Here is a 19,586-nt window from a genome sequence, read left to right as displayed (position 1 = left end):
ACGCACCCCATTGCCCTCGGCCGGCCGCCTGCGCCATAAGCGGGCAGGGTGGGACGCGCGAAGGACACGGACCCTGGGATGAGCGAGAAGCCGACCGCGATCGAGGAAGCCTGCGTCACGCTGGGTCTGCGCATGACCGACCAGCGGCGCGTGATCGCGCGCATCATCGCCGACGCGCAGGACCATCCCGATGTGGAGGAGTTGCACCGCCGCGCCGTCGAGGTGGACGACCGCATCTCCATCTCGACCGTCTACCGCACGGTGAAGCTGTTCGAGGATGCCGGCATCATCGAGCGCCACGATTTCCGCGACGGCCGCTCGCGCTATGAACCGGTGCCGGACGAGCACCACGACCATCTGATCGACCTGCGCAACGGCACGGTGGTGGAGTTCCGCTCCGAGGAGATCGAGCAGCTGCAGGAGGAGATCGCCCGCAGGCTCGGCTTCCGCCTCGTCGGCCACCGGCTGGAGCTCTACGGCGTGCCGCTCGACAAGGCCAAGACGTCGGCCAATATGTCGGCCAAGACGTCGGGCGAGACCCCCGCCGATCCCGCCGACAAGGGCTGATATCGTGCGGGCGTGGCTGGTGATCGTGCCGGTCGTGCTGGTGACGCTGGTCGGCATTCCCCTGCAATGGCTGTCGGTCGCGCTGCGCCTGCCGAGCCGGCGCACCATCCCCGTGCTCTATCACCGCCTCGTGCTGGCGCTGGTGGGAGTGCGGGTGAGTACGGTCGGGACGCCGTCGCCGGCCCGCCCGCTGCTGATCGTCTCCAATCACGTCTCCTGGCTCGACATCCCCGTGCTCGGCTCGCGCCTGCCGCTGTGCTTCGTCGCCAAGAGCGAGGTGGCGCGCTGGCCCGGCATCGGGCTGCTGGCGAAGCTCCAGCGCACCATCTTCGTCGACCGCGCCTCGCGCAGCGCCACCGGCAAGGTGGCCGGCGAGATGGCGGCGCGGATGAACGACGGCGATCCGGTGGTGCTGTTCGCCGAGGGCACGTCGAGCGACGGCAACCGGGTCCTTCCCTTCCGCTCGGCGCTGATCGGCGCGGCGCGCGCGAGCATGGGCGCCGAAGGAGCGGAGGGCGCCACCATCCAGCCGCTCGCCATCGCCTATGTCGGGCTCGGCGGCCTGCCGCTCGGGCGGACGCGCCGACCGCTGCTGGCCTGGTATGGCGACATGGAGCTGGCGCCGCATCTCCTGGAGGTGCTGCGGCGCGGCGGCGTCGATGTGGAACTGCATTTCGGCGCTCCGCTCGCGGCCGGCGGGCGCAAGGCCGCGGCGCTGGAGGCCGAACGCGCCGCCCGCGCCATGCTGGGCGCGGCACTGACGGGACGGCCTCCCGCACTGTGAACTCGGGGGCCCCTCTCCCCGGCGGGAGAGGAAAGGGTGAGCGTCCCGCACCTGCGCCGCCCCTCGCCGCATTCCCTTTTGGCGGGAATCCGGCTACACAGGCCACAGGTGTCATCCGTGGAGACATAGACGATCTCGACCTGCGAACGAGCGGCGATATGCGGGGGCGCCTGTCATGGGGCGCAGATGGCTCGCGCCCGGATTTCGAAGGGAATGGGCCGCGCCTCGCGTAGCGAGGCCATGGCCGGGTCGATCGACACGCAATGAGTGAACCGCGCAAGCTTTACGTCCGCTCCTTCGGCTGCCAGATGAACGTCTATGACGCCCAGCGCATGACGGACACGCTGGCCAGGGAAGGCTATGTCGAGACCGAGACTCCGGACGACGCCGATCTCGTCATCCTCAACACCTGCCATATCCGCGAGAAGGCCGCCGAGAAGGTCTATTCCGAGCTCGGCCGGCTGAAGAAGGCACAGGAGGAGGCCGGCCGCCGGCAGATGATCGCCGTCGCCGGCTGCGTGGCGCAGGCGGAAGGCGCCGAGATCATCAAGCGCGCCCGCGCGGTTGACCTCGTGGTCGGCCCGCAGAGCTATCACAAGTTGCCTGAGCTGATCGCGCAGGCTGAGGCGCGCGGCTCGAACCGTCGCGCCGGCATCGTCGAGACCGAGTTCCCGCTCGAGGACAAGTTCGACTTCCTGCCGGCCCCGACGCCGGCCGCCATCGCCAGGCGCGGACCCACTGCCTTCGTCACGGTGCAGGAAGGCTGCGACAAGTTCTGCACCTTCTGCGTCGTGCCCTATACGCGCGGCGCCGAGGTGTCGCGCCCGCTCGCCAAGATCCTCGACGAGGTGATCCGCCTCGCCGAGGGCGGGGTGCGCGAGGTCACGCTGATCGGCCAGAACGTCAATGCCTATCACGGCATCGATTCGACCGGGGGTGCCGCCAACCTCGCCGAGCTGGTGCGCCGGGTGGCGCAGGTGCCGGGTATCGCCCGCGTGCGCTACACCACCAGCCATCCCCGCGACATGGACGACGAGTTGATCGCCGCCCATCGCGACATGCCCGCGCTCATGCCCTATCTGCACCTGCCGGTGCAGTCGGGCTCCAACCGCATCCTCGCCGCGATGAACCGCCGGCACGACCGCGAGCTGTTCTTCGACATCGTCGAGCGCGTGCGCGCCGCCCGGCCGGACACCGCCTTCTCCTCGGACTTCATCGTCGGCTTCCCCGGCGAGACCGACGAGGATTTCGCCGACACGCTGGACCTCGTGGCGAAGGTCGGCTTCGCCTCGGCCTTCTCGTTCAAATATTCGCCGCGCCCCGGCACACCGGCGGCCAGCCTTGAGGCGCAGCTTCCCGAAGACGTGAAATCAGCCCGCATCCACGCGCTGCAGGCGCTGCTCGACCGGCAGAAGGCGGCCTTCGACGAAGCCTGCCGGGGCAAGCGCTTCGACATATTGCTGGAGAAGCCCGGACGCTTCCCGGGCCAGCTCATCGGCCGCTCGCCCTATCTCCAGTCGGTGGTGGTCGAGGCCCCCAAGGAGGCCATTGGCACGCTGGCGCGGGTTGAGATCCGCGAGGTGAGCACCAAGAGTCTTGCGGGCGACATACTGGACGGGGAGTTTTTCTCCGCGCGCCCGGCGGGCGAATCGCGTTTGATCGGGCAGGACGAGATTGTTGGCGAGAAACTGGAGGCGTGAGCGTGCGTCGAGGTGGATCTGATACGGAACGTGCCTTGGTTGCCGCCCGTGCGGGTTCGCCCGCCGGATCCCGCCCCCCCGCCCAGGGCTCCGCGCCCGCCAGCCGGCCGCCCGCCGTGCGCTGGATCGAGACCGACGACGAGGCCGGGCAGATCGTGCTCGCCTTCGACGACAACCGGCTCGCTAGCCAGCTCTTCGGCCATTACGGGCAGAACCTCGCCACCATCGAGCGCCGCCTCGAAATCGTCGCCGAGCAGCGCGGCAACCATGTCACGCTGGAAGGCCCGCGTGAGGCCTGCGAACAGGCCCGCCATGTGCTTGAGACGCTTTACGCCCGGCTGAAGAAGGGTGGCGAACTGCTGCCCGGCGATGTCGAGGGCGTGCTGCGCGAGGCCGCCGCACAGGGAATCCTGTTCGAGTTCGACGCCGCGACCAAGAAGCAGAGCTTCGACGAGATCCAGCTGCGCCGGCGCCCGGTGCGCGCGCGCACCGCCGCGCAGGACGCCTATATCCGCGCGCTCAAGCGCCAGACGCTGGTGTTCGGCGTCGGCCCGGCCGGCACCGGCAAGACCTGGCTGGCGGTCGCCTATGCCGTGCACCTGCTGGAGCGCCGCGTCGTCGACCGCATCATCCTCTCGCGCCCGGCGGTGGAAGCGGGCGAGCGGCTCGGCTTCCTGCCCGGCGACATGAAGGAGAAGGTCGACCCCTATCTGCGCCCGATCTACGACGCGCTGCACGACCTGATGGACCGCGCCTTCGTCGAGCGCGCCATGACCTCCGGCGAGATCGAGATCGCCCCGCTCGCCTTCATGCGCGGGCGCACGCTGGCCAATGCCTGCGTCATCCTCGACGAGGCGCAGAACACCACCTCGATGCAGATGAAGATGTTCCTCACCCGCCTGGGCGAGAACTCGCACATGATCATCACCGGCGATCCCAGCCAGATCGACCTGCCGCCGGGCCAGACCTCGGGGCTGGCCGAGGCGGTCGGGCTGCTGAAGAACGTCGAAGGCGTCGAGGTGTGCCACTTCAACGCCGCCGACGTGGTGCGCCACGAGCTGGTCGGGCGCATCGTCGCCGCCTACGACAACAAGGCTGCGGCCGCCGCCCGCGCCCGCGAGGGCGAGGCGGGCGCGGGAGCGCCGCCGCGATGAGCGACGGCCCCAGTACCGTCGAGGTCGACGTGCTCGTCGAGGCCGGCCCCTGGGAGGGCGTGCCCGACGCCGCCGGCCTCGTCGCGCGCGCCGTCCTCGCCGCCTGCGCCGGGGCGCTGGAAGAGTACGAGATCGACATCGAGGGCGCCGAGATCGCGGTGAAGCTCACCGACGACGACGCCATCCGCGCGCTGAACCGCGACTGGCGCGGCAAGGACTACGCGACCAACGTGCTGTCCTTTCCCACCCCCGAGATGGCGCGCGCCGGGGGCGACCCCCATCTCGGCGACATCGCCATCGCCTTCGGCACGCTGGAACGCGAGGCGCGCGAGGAGGGCAAGGCGCTGGCCGACCACCTCGCGCATCTCGCCGTCCATGGTACGCTGCATCTTCTCGGCTACGACCACGAGGTCGCCGAGGAGGCCGAGGAGATGGAGGCGATGGAACGCCACGTCCTCGCGGGTCTGGGCGTGCCCGACCCCTATTCCGAAACCGAACCTGTTCCGCAACCTGACTGAAGAAGAGATGTCCGACCCAGTTTCATCCCCGTCCTCCTCCGCCGGCGGCGGCGAGGACTCCTCCGGTGCCGCTTCGGGCGGCAGTTCGTCGAGCGCCGGGCAGCGAAGCACGGCCGACGCGCGCGCCAGCGAGCCGCGCGCCGGCATCTTCGACCGCCTGCGCGCCCTGGTCGGCGGCTGGCGAACCAGCGGATCGCTGCGCAGCGATCTCGCCGAAGTGCTCTCCTCCGCCGGGACGGAAGCCGGTGCGGACCTGACCGCCACCGAGCGTTCGATGCTCAAGGGCATCCTTGAGCTGCGCGAGCTGAGGATCGGCGACCTGATGGTGCCGCGCGCCGATATCGTCGCGGTGCAGAAGGACATTTCGCTGGGCGAACTGCTCACCGTTTTCGCCGAGGCCGGCCATTCCCGCCTCGTGGTCTATGACGACACGCTCGACGATCCGGTCGGCATGGTCCACATCCGCGACCTCGTCACCCATCTCACCCAGCGGGCGATGACCCAGCGCCCCGGCGCCGCGCGCGCCGCCGGCACGTTCCCCGGAACGCCCGAGCCGTCGTCGGGCGAAGGCCGCGAAGGCCGGACCGTCAAGCCGGTGCCCGCCTTCAACCTCAAGGCCATCGATCTCGGCATGCCGCTGAGCGCGGCCAAGCTGATCCGCCGCCTGCTCTTCGTGCCGCCCTCCATGCCGTCCATCGAGCTGCTGGCGAGCATGCAGGCGAGCCGCATCCATCTGGCACTCGTCATCGACGAATATGGCGGCACGGACGGCATCGTCTCGATGGAGGACCTCGTCGAGGAGATCGTCGGCGACATCGAGGACGAGCACGACGAGGACGAGACGCCCTCCATCGCCCGGCAGGCCGACGGCAGCTTCATCGCCGACGCCCGCGCCGGCCTCGAGGACGTCGCCGAGATCGTCGACCCCGCCTTCGCGCTCGGCGAGGAGGCCGAGGAGGTCGACACGCTGGGCGGCCTGCTGGTCACGCTCGCCGGCCGGGTGCCGGTGCGCGGCGAAATCGTGCTCGGCCCGGGCAATTTCGAGATCGAGGTGCTCGACGCCGATCCGCGCCGGGTGAAGCGCCTGCGCCTCACTCCCGGGCGCGGCGAGGACGCCGGCCGGGCGGAAACGGGCAAGCGGGAGACCGGCAAACCGGACGGGGGCGAGCGACACTCGGCCGAACGGCCGGCCGGCAGCAGCCTGCCGCCGCCTGCCGAACAGGCCCGCGACAAGGCTCATCCCGGGCGGGCGCACGGCTCAGATGCCGCCTGAACCGATCCGGCCTGAGCCAATGCCGCCAGACTGGGGCGGGCCGGCGCGCGCTGCCGGATGCGGGCGGGCATGCTGAATCCCGTCCCCCTGCGGCAGGCGCCGGCGCGCTGGCGCGCCCTCGCCGCGCTCCTCGCCGGTGCGCTGTCCGCGCTCGCCTTGCCGCCCTTCGACCTGTGGCCGGTGCTGGCGCTCACCCTGCCGGCGCTGGTCTTTCTCATCGATGCCAGCCGAGCGCTGCCGCCGCGCCGCGCCGCACTCGCGGCCTTCACGACCGGCTGGCTGTTCGGCATGGGCTATTTCGTCGCCGGCCTGTGGTGGATCGGCATGGCCTTCCTCGTCCAGGCCGATGCCTTCCTGTGGCTGATGCCCTTCGCGGTGATCGGCCTGCCGGCCTATCTCGCGCTCTATACCGGGCTGGGCTGCGCGCTGGCGCGGCTTCTCTGGTCGCCGGGGCCGGCGCGGATTCTCGTCCTCGCTCTCGCCCTCACCTTGAGCGAGTGGCTGCGCGGCACGCTGCTGACCGGCTTCCCCTGGAACGATTTCGGCTACGCGCTCGCCACCGATCTGCGCTTTGCACAGGCGGCCTCGGTGATCGGCATGCCGGGTCTGTGCGCGCTGACGCTGGCGGCGCTGGCGAGCCCGGCGGCACTGTTCGATCCCATGCCGGCCGCACGACGCTACGGCCCGCTGATTCTTGCCGTGGCCGTGCTCGCCGGCCTGTGGGGCTGGGGCCAGTACCGTCTCGCCAGCACCGAGATCGGCACCGTGCCCGGCGCCCGTCTGCGCCTGATGCAGCCGGACCTCGCGCAGGACCAGAAGTTCCGCTACGACGCCCGCCGCACGGTGATGGACCGCTACATCGAGACCAGCGAAAGCCAGGGCGGGCTCGCCGGCGTCACCCATCTGTTCTGGCCGGAATCGGCCTTTCCCTTCTTCGTCGACCGCGAGCCCGAGGCGCTGAGCCGGCTCGCCGCGCTGCTGCCGCCGGGCACGGTGCTGGTGACGGGCGCCGCCCGCGCCGAGCCGGTGGCGGGACGGGCGCGGCCCGACGTGTTCAACAGCCTGCGGGTCTTCGATTCGACCGCGACCGCCGTGGGCAATGCCGACAAGGTGCACCTCGTTCCTTTCGGCGAATACCTGCCGTTTCAGGAAACGCTCGAGACGCTCGGGCTGGAGGCGCTCACCCGCCAGCGTGGCGGGTTCGCCTCGGCGCGCGAGCGCAGCCTGCTCGCCATCCCCGGCCTGCCGCCGGCCGTGCCGCTGATCTGCTACGAGGCGATCTTCCCGGACGAGATCATGCCTGCCGCGACGGGCGGCGCGGCGCGCCCCGGCTTCCTGCTCAACGTGTCCAACGATGCGTGGTTCGGCCTCACGCCCGGCCCCTACCAGCATTTCGAGCAGGCGCGCCTGCGTGCGGTGGAGCAGGGACTGCCGCTGATCCGCGTCACCAATAACGGTATTTCCGCCATCGTCGATCCGCTCGGGCGGATCATCGGAATGCTACCTCTGGGTGCACGCGGCGTGCTCGACGGAGCACTGCCGGAGGCACTGCCCACAACGATATATGCCAGTTATGGCAATAAAATACCTTGGATCTTGCTATTTTGCGCCGCAATGGTGGCGTTTATGCTGCACCGGCGAGATATGCACGCTGTAATTGATCGACGATAGCACCGGCTTTGCCCTAGACTGCTGCCGGGCTCGGGCGCTGCTTCTCTCCTCCTGATCGGGGGAGGGAGGTATTTTTTTGTTCGCAGTCTGGGGAAGCCGATGACCAAGAAGTCGCCCAATCCAATCGACAAGCATGTAGGCAGCCGGGTCCGCATGCGACGCATGATGATTGGCATGAGCCAGGAGAAGCTGGGCGAAAGTCTCGGTATCACCTTCCAGCAGATACAGAAATACGAAAAAGGGACGAACCGTATAGGCGCGAGCCGGCTGCAGCATATCTCGCAGGTGCTGGCCGTTCCGGTATCTTTCTTCTTCGACGGCGCGCCCAATCTCAACGGCCCGGCCGGCGGCTTCGCCGAAGATGCCTCGCCGGCCTATGTCTCCGACTTTCTCGCCTCCTCCGAAGGCCTCGCCCTCACCCGCGCCTTCCTGAAGATCGCGGACGTCAAGGTGCGCCGGCGAATCGTCGACCTCGTGGAAGCGCTCGCCGAGGAGGCCCCCGCCAGCTAGGCGGGAGGTCGGCGGATCGTTCTTTTTTCCGAACGATTCCGCCGTTAAATCCTTGACCGGCCCGGACGCAGTTGCAAAAGATGCGCGGCCGGGCGCCGCTCATGCGCCTGCGAGAATCGAGGAGCCGACGCGTGTCCCGCCAAGCCTATCTCTTCACCAGCGAATCCGTCTCCGAAGGCCATCCGGACAAGGTCTGCGACCGCATCTCCGACGAGATCGTCGACGCCTTCTTCCGGCTCGGCCCGCAGCATGGCTGGGATCCGTCCAACCTGCGCGTGGCGGCGGAAACGCTGGCCACCACCAACCGGGTGGTGATCGCCGGCGAGACCCGCGGCCCGGAACAGATCACCCATGAGCTGATCACCGAGCTGGCGCGCGGCGCCATCAAGCAGATCGGCTACGAGCAGGACGGCTTCCACTGGCAGAAGGCGCAGGTCGACGTGCTGCTGCACGCGCAGTCGGTCGATATCGCGCAGGGCGTCGATTCCAGCTCCAACAAGGACGAGGGCGCGGGCGACCAGGGCATCATGTTCGGCTATGCCTGCCGCGAGACTCCGGAGCTGATGCCCGCGCCGATCTACTACGCGCACAAGATCCTCAAGATCCTCGCCGATGCCCGCCATTCCGGCGCGGCCGGGATGCTGGGGCCGGATGCCAAAAGTCAGGTCACGGTGCGCTACGAGGGCGGCCAGCCGGTCGAGGTCACGCAGATTGTGCTCTCCACCCAGCATCTCGACCCCGACCTGTCCTCCGCCGACGTGCGCGCCATCGTCGAACCCTATATCCGGCAGGCGCTGCCGGAGAGCTGGGTGACGCCGGCCACCGAATGGCACGTCAACCCGACCGGCAAGTTCGTCATCGGCGGGCCGGACGGCGACACCGGCCTCACCGGCCGCAAGATCATCGTCGACACCTATGGCGGCGCGGCCCCGCATGGCGGCGGCGCCTTCTCCGGCAAGGACCCGACCAAGGTCGACCGCTCGGCCGCCTATGCCGCGCGCTACCTCGCCAAGAACGTGGTTGCCGCCGATCTCGCCGACCGCTGCACCATCCAGCTGGCCTACGCCATCGGCGTGTCGGACCCGCTGGCGGTCTATGTCGACCTCTACGGCACCGGCAAGGTGGAGGAAGCCAAGCTGGAGACCGTGCTGCGCGAGGTGATGAACCTGCGCCCGCGCGGCATCCGCGAGCATCTCGACCTCAACAAGCCGATCTATGCGCGCTCCTCCGCCTATGGCCATTTCGGCCGCGTGCCGGACGCTGATGGCGGCTTCTCCTGGGAGCGCACCGACCTCGTCGATGCCCTCCGGTCGGCGTTCTGAGGCGGGGCGTCCCGCCCGCCGGCATTGCGCTGGGGGGGCAGTGTGATTATGCGGGGCGGGCTGCAAGGCCTGCCCCGTTCCGTTTCGAGTGCCGCATGACCGCCGACGATCTTCCCGACGCTCCCGAGCCGGCCGAGCCTGGCACGACGCGCGACCCGCGCAGCGCCGCCTTCTATGGCCGGCGCAAGGGCAAGAAGCTGCGCGCCGGGCAGGAGGCCCATCTCGTTCGGGACCTGCCCCAGCTCGCCATCCCCCTCGATGCGCTTGGCGCGCGCCCGCTCGCGGCGCTGTTCCCGCATCCCGTGGCCTCCGTGCGACTGGAGATCGGCTTCGGCGGCGGCGAGCATCTGGTGCATGAGGCCGGCCGGCACCCGGATATCGGCTATATCGGCGCGGAAGCCTTCGTGAACGGCATCGCCAGCGCCACCTCGGCGCTGGCCGCACGCGGGCTGAGCAATGTCCGGCTCTATGGCGACGACGTGGTGCCGCTGCTCGACCGCCTGCCCGACGCCTCGCTGGAGCGCATCGACCTGCTCTATCCCGACCCCTGGCCCAAACGCCGCCACTGGAAGCGCCGCTTCGTGCGGCCGGACAATATCGAGCGCTTCGCCCGCCTGCTGGCGCCGGGCGGGCATTTCCGCTTCGCCACCGACATCGAGCACTACGCGGCATGGACGCTGCGGCTTCTGCTGACCGATCCGCGTTTCGAATGGACCGCCACGCGCGCCGACGACTGGCGCCTGCCGTGGGACGGCTGGCCGGGAACGCGCTACGAGGCGAAGGCGCTGCGCGAGGGGCGGCGGCCGGGATATTACGAGTTCCGGCGGCTCTGAATACCGCTTAAGCTCACGGAACTTCGGTAACGGCGTCCGCGTTGAAAGACGACCGTCACCTCGCCCGTTTCAGGAGCACCCGACATGGCCCAGCCGAACGCCCAGGAAGACTTCGCCAAGCTCTCCGACGACCTCGCCACGCTGCGGGCCGATGTCGCCAAGCTGACCGAGACGCTCGCGTCCATCGCCAAGGCGGAAGGCGAATCCGCCGCCGAGGCGGTCGCCAGCCGGGTACGGGCGGGCAAGGCGCGGGCCGAGGCGGCCGCCGCCAATCTCGCCGACGAGGGTTATGCCGTCTATGAGGACGCCAAGGGCCGCGCCCAGGCGCTCGGCGGGGATGTCGGCGCGGCCATCGAGCGTAACCCCTACGGCGCGGTGCTCGCCGCGCTCGGCGTCGGCTTCGTGTTCGGCCTGCTGACGCGGGGACGTTGATGTTCCGCCTCCTGCTGGCCCTTTTCGGCGCCGAGCTGCGCCACGTCGTACGCCATGCCGCGCGCCGGGCGGCGGTGACGGCACTGCTGTTCGGCATCGGCGCGATTCTGGTCGGCGTGTCGCTGCTCGCCTTCCTCGTCGGCGCGTTCCTGATGCTGGCCGCGCGCTACGACCCGGTGACGGCGGCGCTTGTCATCGCGGCCTTTACCCTGCTGATCGGGCTCATCTTCCTTCTCTGCGCGCTGCTGCGCGCGCGCCGCCGGCCGGCGCGTTCCTTCGGCGCCTATGCGGCGGCGGCGGCGCCCGTCGCGCCGCCCGCCGTCACGCCGGCGGCGGGGCTCGGCGTGCCGCCGGGAAGCGTCCCCGGCGCGGCCCCACCGGCCAGCGCCTCCAGCGTCATCGCCATCGCCGCCGGCGCCGCACTGGTCGGCCTTATTCTTGGCCGACGTATCTGAAAATGTGATCCTCGGACCTCGTGGGGTCCGGTCCCCATTAGCCTCTCGTTATTGCAGGGGCGGCTAAAAAGGACCAATCTGCCAGAAAGGCCGAAGCCGCGCGCCACGGCATCGTGGTCGCGCGGCTTGCCGCAGGAGGTTCACACTTGACGTTCCGACGCTTGTCGCTGCGGCCGGGAGCGGCCATTCTCGCAACGCTCACTGCGCTCGGCGCGGCTTCGCCCGTGCTGGCGGACGCGCCTTCGGCGGAGTTCATCGCCCGCTCAGCGCCGGCCGGCAACTACCTCGCCGCGCGCCTCGCCATCGCCGAGCGCGACACATCCGCCGCCGCCGCCTATTACCGTGAGCTGGTGCGCATCTTCCCGCGCAGCGGCGAACTGCTCGAGCGCGCCTTCCTCACCCTGCTCGCCGAGGGCTCGATCGACGAGGCGGTGGACCTCGCCCAGCGCATCGTGCGCATCGACCCCGAACACACGCTGGCCCGGCTGGTGCTCGGCGTGAAGGCGATCAAGGGCAAGCAGTACGTCACCGCGCGCAGCAATCTGCGCCGCTCCGGCCAGGGCGCCATCGCCGAGCTCAACTCGACGCTGCTGACCGCCTGGAGCCAGTTCGGCTCGGGCAATGCGCGCGCCGGCGTCGCCGCCATCGACGCGCTGCAGGGCCCGGAATGGTATGCCGGCTTCAAGGATTTCCACGCCGGCCTCATCCTCGACGCCGCCGGCGTGAAGAAGGAAGCCGGGCAGCGGCTGGAAAGCGCGCTGAAGATCGACCCTCGTACCCTGCGCGTCGTCGATGGCTATGCCCGCTGGGCTTCGCGCAACGCCGGCAAGGATGTCGCCATCGAGACCTTCGAGGCGTTCGACCGGCTGGTGCCGAACGATCCGCTGGTGTCGCGCTCCATCGAGCAGCTCAAGGCCGGCAAGACCCTGCCCCCGCTGGTGACGACGCCCGCCGGCGGCGCGGCCGAGGCGCTCTACTCCATCGGTGCCGCGCTTGGCCGGCAGGGCGGCGAGGATCTCGCCCTCGTCTATCTCCAGCTCGGCCGCTGGCTCGATCCCTCGCACGCGCTGATCGACATCACGCTGGCCGACCTGTTCGAATCGATGAAGCGGCATGAGGACGCCATCGCGCTGTACGAGCAGGTGCCGGCCTCCTCGCCCTTCAAGATCAACGCCGAGGTGCAGCGCGCCCTCAACCTCGACGCCGTCGGCAAGTTCGACGACGCGCGCGCCGTGCTGGAGAAGGTGGTCGCCGACAACCCGAAGGACCAGCGCTCGATCATGGCGCTGGGCGACGTGCTGCGCTCGAACGAGCAGTTCGCCGAGGCGGCGGCCGTCTATACCAAGGCGATCGACCAGCTTCAGACGCCGGCCGCCGCCGACTGGATGCTCTTCTACTTCCGCGGCACCTGCTACGAGCGCACCAAGCACTGGGACAAGTCGGAAGCCGACCTCAAGAAGGCACTGGCGCTCAAGCCCGACCAGCCGCATGTGCTGAACTATCTCGGCTACAGCTGGATCGACCAGGGCGTGAACCTCGACCAGGGCACGGAGATGATCCGCAAGGCCGTGTCGCTGCGCCCCGACGACGGCTTCTTCATCGACAGCCTCGGCTGGGCCTATTACCGCACCGGCCATTACGACGACGCGGTGCGCGAGCTGGAGCGCGCGGTCGAGCTGAAGCCGAACGAGGCGGTCATCAACGACCATCTCGGCGACGCCTACTGGAAGGTCGGCCGCAAGCTGGAAGCCCGCTTCAAGTGGAACCATGCGCGCGACCTCAAGCCCGAGCCGGACGAACTGGTCGACATCGAGCGCAAGATCGCCGTCGGCCTCGACGAGGCCGAGCGGGTGAAGGCGGGCAAGGCCGAGGTGCAGAAGACCGAGGTCACCCCGGCCACGCCTGCCGAGCCTCAGAAGGCGGCGGTCGACAAGACGCAGGAGAATGTCCGGCAGGACGGCGGCGGCTGATCCGCCCCTGACGGACGCATCGACAAGCCAAAGGGCGGGCCCGCGAGGACCCGCCCTTTTTCATGCCGGCGATAGCGGCTCAGGCGACCGAGGGGCGCCCGACGAAGAACAGCGGACGCGAGCGCAGCGCGAAGGCGCCGTCACCGATCAGCCAGAGCGCGAAGGAACTGGCGATCAGGAAGGCGGGGTATTCCCAGCCGCCGCCGGCCACCGAGAACAGCCAGCCATTGGGGATGTGCACGCTCATCGCCGCAGCCATCAGCGGGATGAGCAGCAGCGCGACGTGGCGGGCATAGACGCCGAGCAGGATCAGCAGTCCGCCGCCAAGCTCGGCAAGGAAGATCGGCCAGGCAAGGCCTTCCGGCAGGCCGAGGCTGCCGAGATAGCCGGCAAAGCCGGGAATGCTGAAGACGACATATTTCAGCAGCGCATGGGAAATCCACATGACGCCGAGCGCGGCGCGCAGGATGAAGACGCCGTAGGGGGCAGAGCGGGAATCGATCATGTCAGGTCTCTTGGGTCAGGATTGAAGCGGGACCGGAACGACCGGCCCGTCGTGACCCACGAGGTAGCTCGCCCGCTTGCGCAACGCGATAGACGAAATCAACCGACCGATATTGCAACGTTGCAATCGATACTGACCCATCCGGCGCATGGCGGCGGGACGCCCGCTCGGGGCGGCGCGTGCGGAGCGGGCGATTGCAGCTTCGGAGGGGTCGCCCGCAGCGTCGCGGGAAACCGTTCAGCGACCGTCGGCGGGCGCCTCGAGCGGAAGGGCCTCGACCTGCGCGGTCTCGGTGCGCGCGGGCTTGCGGGGCGCGCTGCGGTCGGCAAGGCGCGTGCGGCCGCTGCCGCCGCGCTTGAACTCGCACCACAGACGATTGGCCCCCGCGAGATTGCCGCGGAAGCTGACCTCGCTGGTCTTCTCCAGATCGAAGCAGGGCTGGAAGGCCATGCCCTTGAGCTTGGCGCAGACGCTCTCCCCGCGCACCATGATGGTGCCTGCCGGCAGCGTCACGAAGCGCGCATTGCCCTTGCCGTGCATCTGGATCGTGCCCGCCACCGAGCCGTCCGGCATGATGCGGCCGGAGCCGACCGTGCCCTCATAGCAGGTGTAGGAGAAGGTGCGGCCCATGACGAAGCGCTGTGCCTCGGCCGCCGACAGCGTGTCGGCCGACGCCGGCGCGAGCGGCGCCAGAAGACCGGCGGCGAGCAGGGCGGCGGACATAAGCGCGGAACGCAGGGACATCGAGGCTTCCATCTCTCGGGACAGGTTTACGATGCGCCGCGAGGACCCTGACTTGTCAAGGCGCGGCGGCCGGCCACGCCCGCCTGCCGGGGCACATGCCTGCCGCACTGTGGCGCCGCCGCAACGCCTTTCGGCACCACGCCACCATGGTGAAGGACGATGGTTAATGTCGCGCAAACGCGCGCCGGTAAAAGGCGCCGGCGCGCGGGTGCCTCACGCCGGCTGCGGCGCCGGCGCGCGCTCCACCGGCCGCTCGACGATGGGCAGGTTGATGACCGCCGAGGCGAAGCTGAGCGCCACCGAGAGCCACCAGACGAAATCGTAGGAGCCAAGCTTCTCGTAGAACAGGCCGCCGAGCCATACGCCGAGGAAGCCGCCGACCTGGTGGCTGAAGAAGGCGAAACCGTACAGCATGGCGAGATAGCGCGTGCCGAACATCAGCATCACCAGCCCGGAGGTCGGCGGCACGGTGGAAAGCCACAGCAGCCCCAGCAGCACGCCGAAGCCGATGGAGATGGCGGGCGAGGCCGGCAGCAGCACGAAACCGGCGATGACGACACCCCGCGCGAAATAGATCGCCGCCAGCAGGTAGCGGCGCGGCATCCGGCTCGACAGCCAGCCCGAGCCGAGCGAACCCACCATGTTGGCGAGGCCGATGGCCGCCAGCGTCCAGCCGCCCACCGCCAGCGACAGGCCCCGATCCGTCAGATAGGCCGGCAGATGGGTGGTCACGAAGGCGAGCTGGAAGCCGCAGGTGAAGAAGCCGATCACCAAGAGCACATAGGAGCGATGGCGGAACGCCTCGCCCAGCGCCGCGCCGATGGTCTGCTGCGGCTCCTGCGTGCGGGCCGGCGCGCGCGAGCCCGCCAGCGCCAGCGAGAACGGCATGATCAGCAGCATGGCGAGGCCGAAGATGATCAGCGTCTCCTGCCAGCCGATGGTGGTGTTCAGCCCGGCCGCCAGCGGCGGAAACAGGAACTGGCCGAAGGAGCCGGCGGCGGTGCCGGCGCCGAAGGAGAGCGGGCGCCACTTCTCCGGCAGCATCTTGCCGAAAGCGGCGAGGACGATGTTGAAGGAGCAGCCGGAAAGACCGAAGCCGATCAGCACGCCGGCCGACAGGTGCAAGAGGCCGGGCGTGGAGGAATAGGCCATCAGCGCCAGGCCGGCGGCATAGACCACGGCGCCCGCGCACAGCACGCGGGTGACGCCGAAGCGGTCGGCCACGGCGCCGGCGAAGGGAGTGCCGACGCCCCAGAGCAGGTTCTGGATGGCGATGGCGAGACCGAACGTGTCGCGACCCCAGCCGAACTCGCCGGTCATCGGCAGCAGGAAGATGCCCGAGGAGGCGCGCGGCCCGAAGCTGAGCATGGCGATGAGGCAGCCGCACAGCACCACGAGGAGCGGCGCACGGGCCGCGAGGCTGGGGCGGGGCGGGTCGATGGCTGCAGACATGGGGGCCTCGGCGAAGCGGTGCCGGCGCCGCCGGCTTTGGGGAACTGAAATCTAGGGCCGGGCGTCCAGCGCGGATAACGAATAATTTTCAGGACGACTATCATGAAAATGAATGCGTCGCGAGTGCGCGAGCCGCTTGGCGGCGCCCTCCCCATCTCGGCACCGCCCGGTGCGGCTCTCCGGCCACAGCGCGGCGCCAATGAGCCTGCCTAACGCCTCCGTGAAGCGGCACGCAACGAATTCGCCAGAGATCGGCTTATAGGTGAGAACAACTGTCCTTCCCCCATTTCCCCCTTCAGCGTGTCCGCGTTCATCATGCAACTCGACCGTCGCCTGTTCCTGATTTCCGCCCCGCTCGCCCTCGCCGGCTGCGCCACCACCCAGTCGCCCCGCATCGGCCGGGTGCTGCCGCCGTCGATGGATCCGCAGTATCTGAGCATGTATGGGGCGATCACCGACGAGCCCTTCCCGGTGCCGGCGGTCGACCTCAGCCAGATCGACCCGCAGTTCCTGCGGCAGGAAGTGGCCTATTCGACCCGCTACCAGCCTGGCACCATCGTGGTCGATCCCGGCGCGCGCTTCGCTTATCTCGTCCTTCCCAATGGCCGCGCGCTGCGCTACGGCGTCGGGGTGGGCAAGGAGGAAGGCTATAATTTCCGCGGCGAGGGCGTCATCGCCCGCAAGGCGGTCTGGCCGCGCTGGACGCCGACCCCGACCATGATCGCCCGCGAGCCCGAGCGCTACGGCCCCTATGCCGGCGGCATGGCGGGCGGCGCCGACAACCCGCTGGGCCCCCGCGCGCTCTATCTCTACAAGGACGGGCAGGACACGCTGTACCGCCTGCACGGCACCACCGAGCCCTCGACCATCGGCACGCAGGTGTCTTCGGGCTGCGTGCGCTTCATCAACCAGGACATCATCGACCTGTACCGCCGCGCCCCGGTCGGCACCCGCGTCGTCGTGCTGCCGACCCGCGCCCCGGCGATAAGCTAAGGCGGGTAAAGCCCGCTTAGTCGAGCACGATCTCGAAGGGTTCGTTCTCCATGGCCTCGCGGCCGCGCCCGATGGCGGCGACGGCGGCGACCATGCGCCCCTGCCGGCCGAGCGCCGCATCGGCCAGCGCCACCAGCAGCGCGTTGGGCGTGGCGACGGGCGAAGAGACACGCAGCGCCTGCGCAATGGCCGCCTCGTCGCGGTAGGGGCTGAGCGCGCAGGCGGCGATATAGGCCGAGGCGGTCGAGCGGCTGATGCCGGCGAAGCAGTGCACCACCAGCGGCGCCTCGCGCGGCCAGCGGCGCACGAAGCCGAGAATGGCGTCGACATGCTCGGCTGCCGGATGGATCAGCCCGTCCTGCGGCGCCACGATGTCGTTGAAGCCGACGAAGAGGTGATTGTCGCGCGCCACGCTCGCCGGCAGCGCCACCGGCGTGCCGAGATTGATCACGCTCAGCACATGGGCGGCGCCGGTGCGGGTCACGGTCTCGTCGAGGCGCGACAGCGGGCAGACATGGATCATGACGTTTCTCCCGGCATTCTTCCCGACGGTTCGGCCAAGGCGTCGCCGCCGCACGCATCCGCCACCCGCTCGGCGTCGAGCTCGCGGAAGCGGGTGAGGAAGCGCGCCTTGGCCTCCTCCGCGCTCCAGGGGGCGAGATAGTCCCGCTCCGTCGCCATGTCGAGCGGGAAGGGCGTGCCGAAGAAGCGCCGCGCCTCGGCGATGCCGAAGCCGGCGAGCCGCGTCGCCTCCAGGAAGGCGCTGGCGCGGTCGGCCGCCTTGACGCGCTGGACGAGGGCGGCCGGCCAGTGCGCCGGCAGGCCGAAGCGCAGGCTCACCGCCGCCAGAAGCCGCGCCTCCACGCTCTTGTAGTCGCCGCCGATCACCGCCTTGAACGGGCTGATCATGTCGCCGACCACATATTCCGGCGCGTCGTGCAGCAGGGTGGCGAGCCGCCAGCGCCGGTCGAGGTAGACACCGCGCGCGGCCGCCTGCCGGCGGGCAATCAGCTCCACCAGCACCGAATGCTGGGCGACCGAGAAGATGTGCTCGCCATGGGTCTGCCCGTTCCAGCGGGCAACGCGGGCGAGGCCGTGGGCGATGTCCTCGATCTCGATGTCGAGCGGCGAGGGATTGATGAGGTCGAGCCGGCGGCCGGACAGCATGCGCTGCCAGGCGCGGCCGGAGCGGTCGGCCGAGCTCATCCGTGTCGCCTCATCGTCCCTTGCCGTGCCGGTGGCAGGTGACGGCATGGTCGTCAACCATGCCCACCGCCTGCATGAAGGCGTAGACGATGGTCGGGCCGACGAAGTTGAAGCCGCGCTTCTTCAGTTCCTTCGACATGGCGACCGCCACCGGCGAGGTGACGATGGGCGCGTCCCCCGGCTGGCGGCGATTTTCCTGCACCGGGCCGTTGATCTCCCACAACAGCTTCGAGAAGCCCGGCCCGCGCTCCTGAATGTCGAGCCAGACCTGCGCCGAGCGGATGGTCGATTCGATCTTGGAACGGTTGCGCACGATGCCGGCATCCTGCATCAGTGTCTCAACCTTTTCGGGTCCGTAACGAGCGACGATCTCCGGCCTGAAGCCGTCGAACGCCGCGCGAAACCCCTCGCGCTTGCGCAGGATGGTGATCCAGGCGAGGCCGGCCTGGAAGCCGTCGAGGATCAGTTTCTCGAACAGCGCGCGGTCGTCATACTCGGGCACGCCCCATTCGCTGTCGTGATAGGCGACATAGAGCGGGTGCTGCCCGCACCAGGCGCAGCGCGTGAGGCCGTCCTCATGGGTGTGGACGTTCACGCCGAGGCCTCCCGCGCATCCTCGGTCCCGGGGATGGAGAAGCGCACCCAGCCGGGGCGCTCCGGCACCAGCGCCGCGCCCTCGGCCTCGATCACATGGCCGCCGGCGCGCGCCTCCTCCAGCCGGTCCAGCCGCACGAGGGCGAGCGCGCGCCCGTCGACGCCCGAGCCGATGCGGCCGATGCTCTTGCCGCCGGCGGTGATCGGCGTGCCCTCGGCGGGGGGCGGGCCGCACAGCGCCACCGGGATGATGCGGGTGCGCGCCGTGCCGCGATGCTGCATGCGGCTGACGATCTCCTGCCCGACATAGCAGCCCTTGTCGAAGTCGATGCCGCCGAGCTGGTCCATGTCCGCCTCATGCGGAAAGGCGTCGCCATAGAGGAAATCCTGCCCGCCCTCCGGCACGCCGAGGCCGACGCGGTGGGCGTGCCATTCGCTCTCCGGCACCATGGCGATCTGGCTGGCTTCGCCCGCCGGCAGCAGGAAGCGCCGGCCGAGCGCGGGCAGGCGCGGATCGTCATAGGCGAGCGTGTCGACCAGCGGGCTCGCGCCGCCCCAGGCGACGGCGACGGCGAGGTCATCGAGCAGGCCGATCTCCACCTTGGCCCGCAGCCGGTAGAGCTGCAGCCGCTTCAGGAGGTCGGCGGCGGCAAGGCGCGGCACGTCGAGGCGGAAGCCGCCCTCGGTCGCCAGCACGATCATGTCGGCGACGATCTTGCCCTGCGGGGTCAGCAGCGCGGCGTAGCGTGCCTCGCCCGGCGCCGGCGTGCGGGCGGTGAGGAGATTGTCGAGAAAAGGCGCGGCGTCCGGCCCGGCGATGCGGGCGACGGCGCGCTCCTTGAGGATCGCGATTGGCATGGGGCGCGCTCCCGGTGCGGGGAAGCCCGGCGTGCGGGCGGGGTC

At 69.7% G+C, this 19,586-nt stretch carries 21 protein-coding genes; 14 read left to right on the top strand and 7 right to left on the bottom strand.

Annotated features, from left to right (window positions below; genetic code table 11):
• Positions 1-78 precede the first annotated feature (78 nt).
• The 13 genes from MWN33_RS02800 to MWN33_RS02740 all read left to right on the top strand — a co-directional run bounded on the left by MWN33_RS02800 (position 79) and on the right by MWN33_RS02740 (position 13,189).
• Positions 79-567 (top strand): Fur family transcriptional regulator, encoded by a 489-nt coding sequence (locus MWN33_RS02800; protein WP_247198615.1) that lies wholly within the window; start codon positions 79-81, stop codon positions 565-567.
• Positions 568-571: 4 nt separating this feature from the next.
• Positions 572-1,351 (top strand): lyso-ornithine lipid O-acyltransferase, encoded by a 780-nt coding sequence (gene olsA, locus MWN33_RS02795; protein ID WP_247198613.1) that lies wholly within the window; start codon positions 572-574, stop codon positions 1,349-1,351.
• 263 nt (positions 1,352-1,614) lie between these two features.
• Positions 1,615-3,051, top strand: a complete 1,437-nt coding sequence (miaB, locus tag MWN33_RS02790; protein WP_247198611.1) for a tRNA (N6-isopentenyl adenosine(37)-C2)-methylthiotransferase MiaB — start codon at positions 1,615-1,617, stop codon at positions 3,049-3,051.
• 116 nt (positions 3,052-3,167) lie between these two features.
• The gene (locus MWN33_RS02785) at positions 3,168-4,205 is read left to right on the top strand and encodes a PhoH family protein (protein ID WP_247199768.1); all 1,038 of its coding nucleotides are present in this window, start codon (positions 3,168-3,170) and stop codon (positions 4,203-4,205) included.
• Positions 4,202-4,723 (top strand): rRNA maturation RNase YbeY, encoded by a 522-nt coding sequence (gene ybeY / locus MWN33_RS02780; RefSeq protein WP_247198609.1) that lies wholly within the window; start codon positions 4,202-4,204, stop codon positions 4,721-4,723. Before MWN33_RS02785 ends, ybeY begins: the two co-directional genes overlap by 4 nt.
• A 7-nt stretch (positions 4,724-4,730) precedes the next feature.
• On the top strand, positions 4,731-5,996 hold the full coding sequence (locus tag MWN33_RS02775) for a hemolysin family protein (protein ID WP_247198607.1): 1,266 nt from the start codon (positions 4,731-4,733) through the stop codon (positions 5,994-5,996).
• 69 nt (positions 5,997-6,065) lie between these two features.
• Entirely contained in the window at positions 6,066-7,667 is a 1,602-nt protein-coding gene (gene lnt, locus MWN33_RS02770) for an apolipoprotein N-acyltransferase (RefSeq protein WP_247198606.1), read from the top strand.
• 99 nt (positions 7,668-7,766) lie between these two features.
• On the top strand, positions 7,767-8,177 hold the full coding sequence (locus MWN33_RS02765; protein ID WP_247198604.1) for a helix-turn-helix domain-containing protein: 411 nt from the start codon (positions 7,767-7,769) through the stop codon (positions 8,175-8,177).
• 131 nt (positions 8,178-8,308) lie between these two features.
• Complete coding sequence (gene metK, locus MWN33_RS02760; RefSeq protein ID WP_247198602.1) at positions 8,309-9,499, top strand: methionine adenosyltransferase; 1,191 nt, start codon at positions 8,309-8,311, stop codon at positions 9,497-9,499.
• Positions 9,500-9,594: 95 nt separating this feature from the next.
• On the top strand, positions 9,595-10,332 hold the full coding sequence (gene trmB / locus MWN33_RS02755; protein WP_247198600.1) for a tRNA (guanine(46)-N(7))-methyltransferase TrmB: 738 nt from the start codon (positions 9,595-9,597) through the stop codon (positions 10,330-10,332).
• A gap of 84 nt (positions 10,333-10,416) precedes the next feature.
• Positions 10,417-10,764: a hypothetical protein gene (locus MWN33_RS02750; RefSeq protein ID WP_247198598.1), complete on the top strand. Its 348-nt coding sequence runs from the start codon at positions 10,417-10,419 to the stop codon at positions 10,762-10,764.
• Positions 10,764-11,219 carry a hypothetical protein gene (locus MWN33_RS02745; protein ID WP_247198597.1) on the top strand — a complete coding sequence of 152 codons (456 nt, stop codon included), beginning with the start codon at positions 10,764-10,766 and terminating at the stop codon, positions 11,217-11,219. Before MWN33_RS02750 ends, MWN33_RS02745 begins: the two co-directional genes overlap by 1 nt.
• Before the next feature lie 146 nt (positions 11,220-11,365).
• Complete coding sequence (locus tag MWN33_RS02740) at positions 11,366-13,189, top strand: tetratricopeptide repeat protein (RefSeq protein ID WP_247198596.1); 1,824 nt, start codon at positions 11,366-11,368, stop codon at positions 13,187-13,189.
• A 79-nt stretch (positions 13,190-13,268) separates the two neighbouring features.
• Here MWN33_RS02740 and MWN33_RS02735 read toward each other — a convergent pair whose 3' ends face one another.
• The 3 genes from MWN33_RS02735 to MWN33_RS02725 all read right to left on the bottom strand — a co-directional run bounded on the left by MWN33_RS02735 (position 13,269) and on the right by MWN33_RS02725 (position 15,890).
• Positions 13,269-13,694, bottom strand: coding sequence for a DoxX family protein (locus MWN33_RS02735; RefSeq protein WP_247198595.1), 426 nt, complete (start codon positions 13,692-13,694; stop codon positions 13,269-13,271).
• Positions 13,695-13,931: 237 nt separating this feature from the next.
• Positions 13,932-14,438 (bottom strand): hypothetical protein, encoded by a 507-nt coding sequence (locus tag MWN33_RS02730; protein WP_247198593.1) that lies wholly within the window; start codon positions 14,436-14,438, stop codon positions 13,932-13,934.
• Between the two features lie 213 nt (positions 14,439-14,651).
• Complete coding sequence (locus MWN33_RS02725; RefSeq protein WP_247198592.1) at positions 14,652-15,890, bottom strand: MFS transporter; 1,239 nt, start codon at positions 15,888-15,890, stop codon at positions 14,652-14,654.
• A gap of 315 nt (positions 15,891-16,205) precedes the next feature.
• On the opposite strand from MWN33_RS02725, the gene MWN33_RS02720 reads away from it, so the two are divergent.
• Complete coding sequence (locus MWN33_RS02720; RefSeq protein ID WP_247198590.1) at positions 16,206-16,883, top strand: L,D-transpeptidase; 678 nt, start codon at positions 16,206-16,208, stop codon at positions 16,881-16,883.
• A 16-nt stretch (positions 16,884-16,899) separates the two neighbouring features.
• On the opposite strand, the gene MWN33_RS02715 is transcribed toward MWN33_RS02720, so the two are convergent.
• From MWN33_RS02715 to ygfZ, 4 genes are read right to left on the bottom strand one after another with little or no spacing between them, the layout of a single operon-like run.
• On the bottom strand, positions 16,900-17,406 hold the full coding sequence (locus MWN33_RS02715) for a tyrosine phosphatase family protein (RefSeq protein WP_247198589.1): 507 nt from the start codon (positions 17,404-17,406) through the stop codon (positions 16,900-16,902).
• Complete coding sequence (locus MWN33_RS02710; RefSeq protein ID WP_247198588.1) at positions 17,403-18,089, bottom strand: HD family hydrolase; 687 nt, start codon at positions 18,087-18,089, stop codon at positions 17,403-17,405. The genes MWN33_RS02715 and MWN33_RS02710 overlap by 4 nt, the downstream gene beginning before the upstream one ends.
• Before the next feature lie 10 nt (positions 18,090-18,099).
• The gene (locus tag MWN33_RS02705; protein ID WP_247198586.1) at positions 18,100-18,684 is read right to left on the bottom strand and encodes a DNA-3-methyladenine glycosylase I; all 585 of its coding nucleotides are present in this window, start codon (positions 18,682-18,684) and stop codon (positions 18,100-18,102) included.
• Complete coding sequence (ygfZ, locus tag MWN33_RS02700) at positions 18,681-19,541, bottom strand: CAF17-like 4Fe-4S cluster assembly/insertion protein YgfZ (RefSeq protein ID WP_247198585.1); 861 nt, start codon at positions 19,539-19,541, stop codon at positions 18,681-18,683. The genes MWN33_RS02705 and ygfZ overlap by 4 nt, the downstream gene beginning before the upstream one ends.
• Positions 19,542-19,586: the final 45 nt, after the last annotated feature.

Origin of the sequence: Ancylobacter koreensis, from assembly GCF_023016525.1 — a bacterium.
GTDB lineage: Bacteria > Pseudomonadota > Alphaproteobacteria > Rhizobiales > Xanthobacteraceae > Ancylobacter > Ancylobacter koreensis.
Note: the sequence above shows the minus strand (reverse complement) of the source record. Positions and strands in the feature narration are given on the sequence as shown.

Excerpts from the sequence above, each read along its gene's own strand:
- MWN33_RS02800 (WP_247198615.1), top strand. The coding sequence starts at position 79 with ATGAGCGAGAAGCCGACCGCGATCGAGGAAGCCTGCGTCACGCTGGGT.
- miaB (WP_247198611.1), top strand. The coding sequence starts at position 1,615 with ATGAGTGAACCGCGCAAGCTTTACGTCCGCTCCTTCGGCTGCCAGATG.
- ybeY (WP_247198609.1), top strand. The coding sequence starts at position 4,202 with ATGAGCGACGGCCCCAGTACCGTCGAGGTCGACGTGCTCGTCGAGGCC.
- MWN33_RS02775 (WP_247198607.1), top strand. The coding sequence starts at position 4,731 with ATGTCCGACCCAGTTTCATCCCCGTCCTCCTCCGCCGGCGGCGGCGAG.
- lnt (WP_247198606.1), top strand. The coding sequence starts at position 6,066 with ATGCTGAATCCCGTCCCCCTGCGGCAGGCGCCGGCGCGCTGGCGCGCC.
- MWN33_RS02765 (WP_247198604.1), top strand. The coding sequence starts at position 7,767 with ATGACCAAGAAGTCGCCCAATCCAATCGACAAGCATGTAGGCAGCCGG.
- trmB (WP_247198600.1), top strand. The coding sequence starts at position 9,595 with ATGACCGCCGACGATCTTCCCGACGCTCCCGAGCCGGCCGAGCCTGGC.
- MWN33_RS02750 (WP_247198598.1), top strand. The coding sequence starts at position 10,417 with ATGGCCCAGCCGAACGCCCAGGAAGACTTCGCCAAGCTCTCCGACGAC.
- MWN33_RS02745 (WP_247198597.1), top strand. The coding sequence starts at position 10,764 with ATGTTCCGCCTCCTGCTGGCCCTTTTCGGCGCCGAGCTGCGCCACGTC.
- MWN33_RS02735 (WP_247198595.1), bottom strand. The coding sequence starts at position 13,694 with ATGATCGATTCCCGCTCTGCCCCCTACGGCGTCTTCATCCTGCGCGCC.
- MWN33_RS02730 (WP_247198593.1), bottom strand. The coding sequence starts at position 14,438 with ATGTCCCTGCGTTCCGCGCTTATGTCCGCCGCCCTGCTCGCCGCCGGT.
- MWN33_RS02725 (WP_247198592.1), bottom strand. The coding sequence starts at position 15,890 with ATGTCTGCAGCCATCGACCCGCCCCGCCCCAGCCTCGCGGCCCGTGCG.
- MWN33_RS02720 (WP_247198590.1), top strand. The coding sequence starts at position 16,206 with ATGCAACTCGACCGTCGCCTGTTCCTGATTTCCGCCCCGCTCGCCCTC.
- MWN33_RS02715 (WP_247198589.1), bottom strand. The coding sequence starts at position 17,406 with ATGATCCATGTCTGCCCGCTGTCGCGCCTCGACGAGACCGTGACCCGC.
- MWN33_RS02710 (WP_247198588.1), bottom strand. The coding sequence starts at position 18,089 with ATGAGCTCGGCCGACCGCTCCGGCCGCGCCTGGCAGCGCATGCTGTCC.
- ygfZ (WP_247198585.1), bottom strand. The coding sequence starts at position 19,541 with ATGCCAATCGCGATCCTCAAGGAGCGCGCCGTCGCCCGCATCGCCGGG.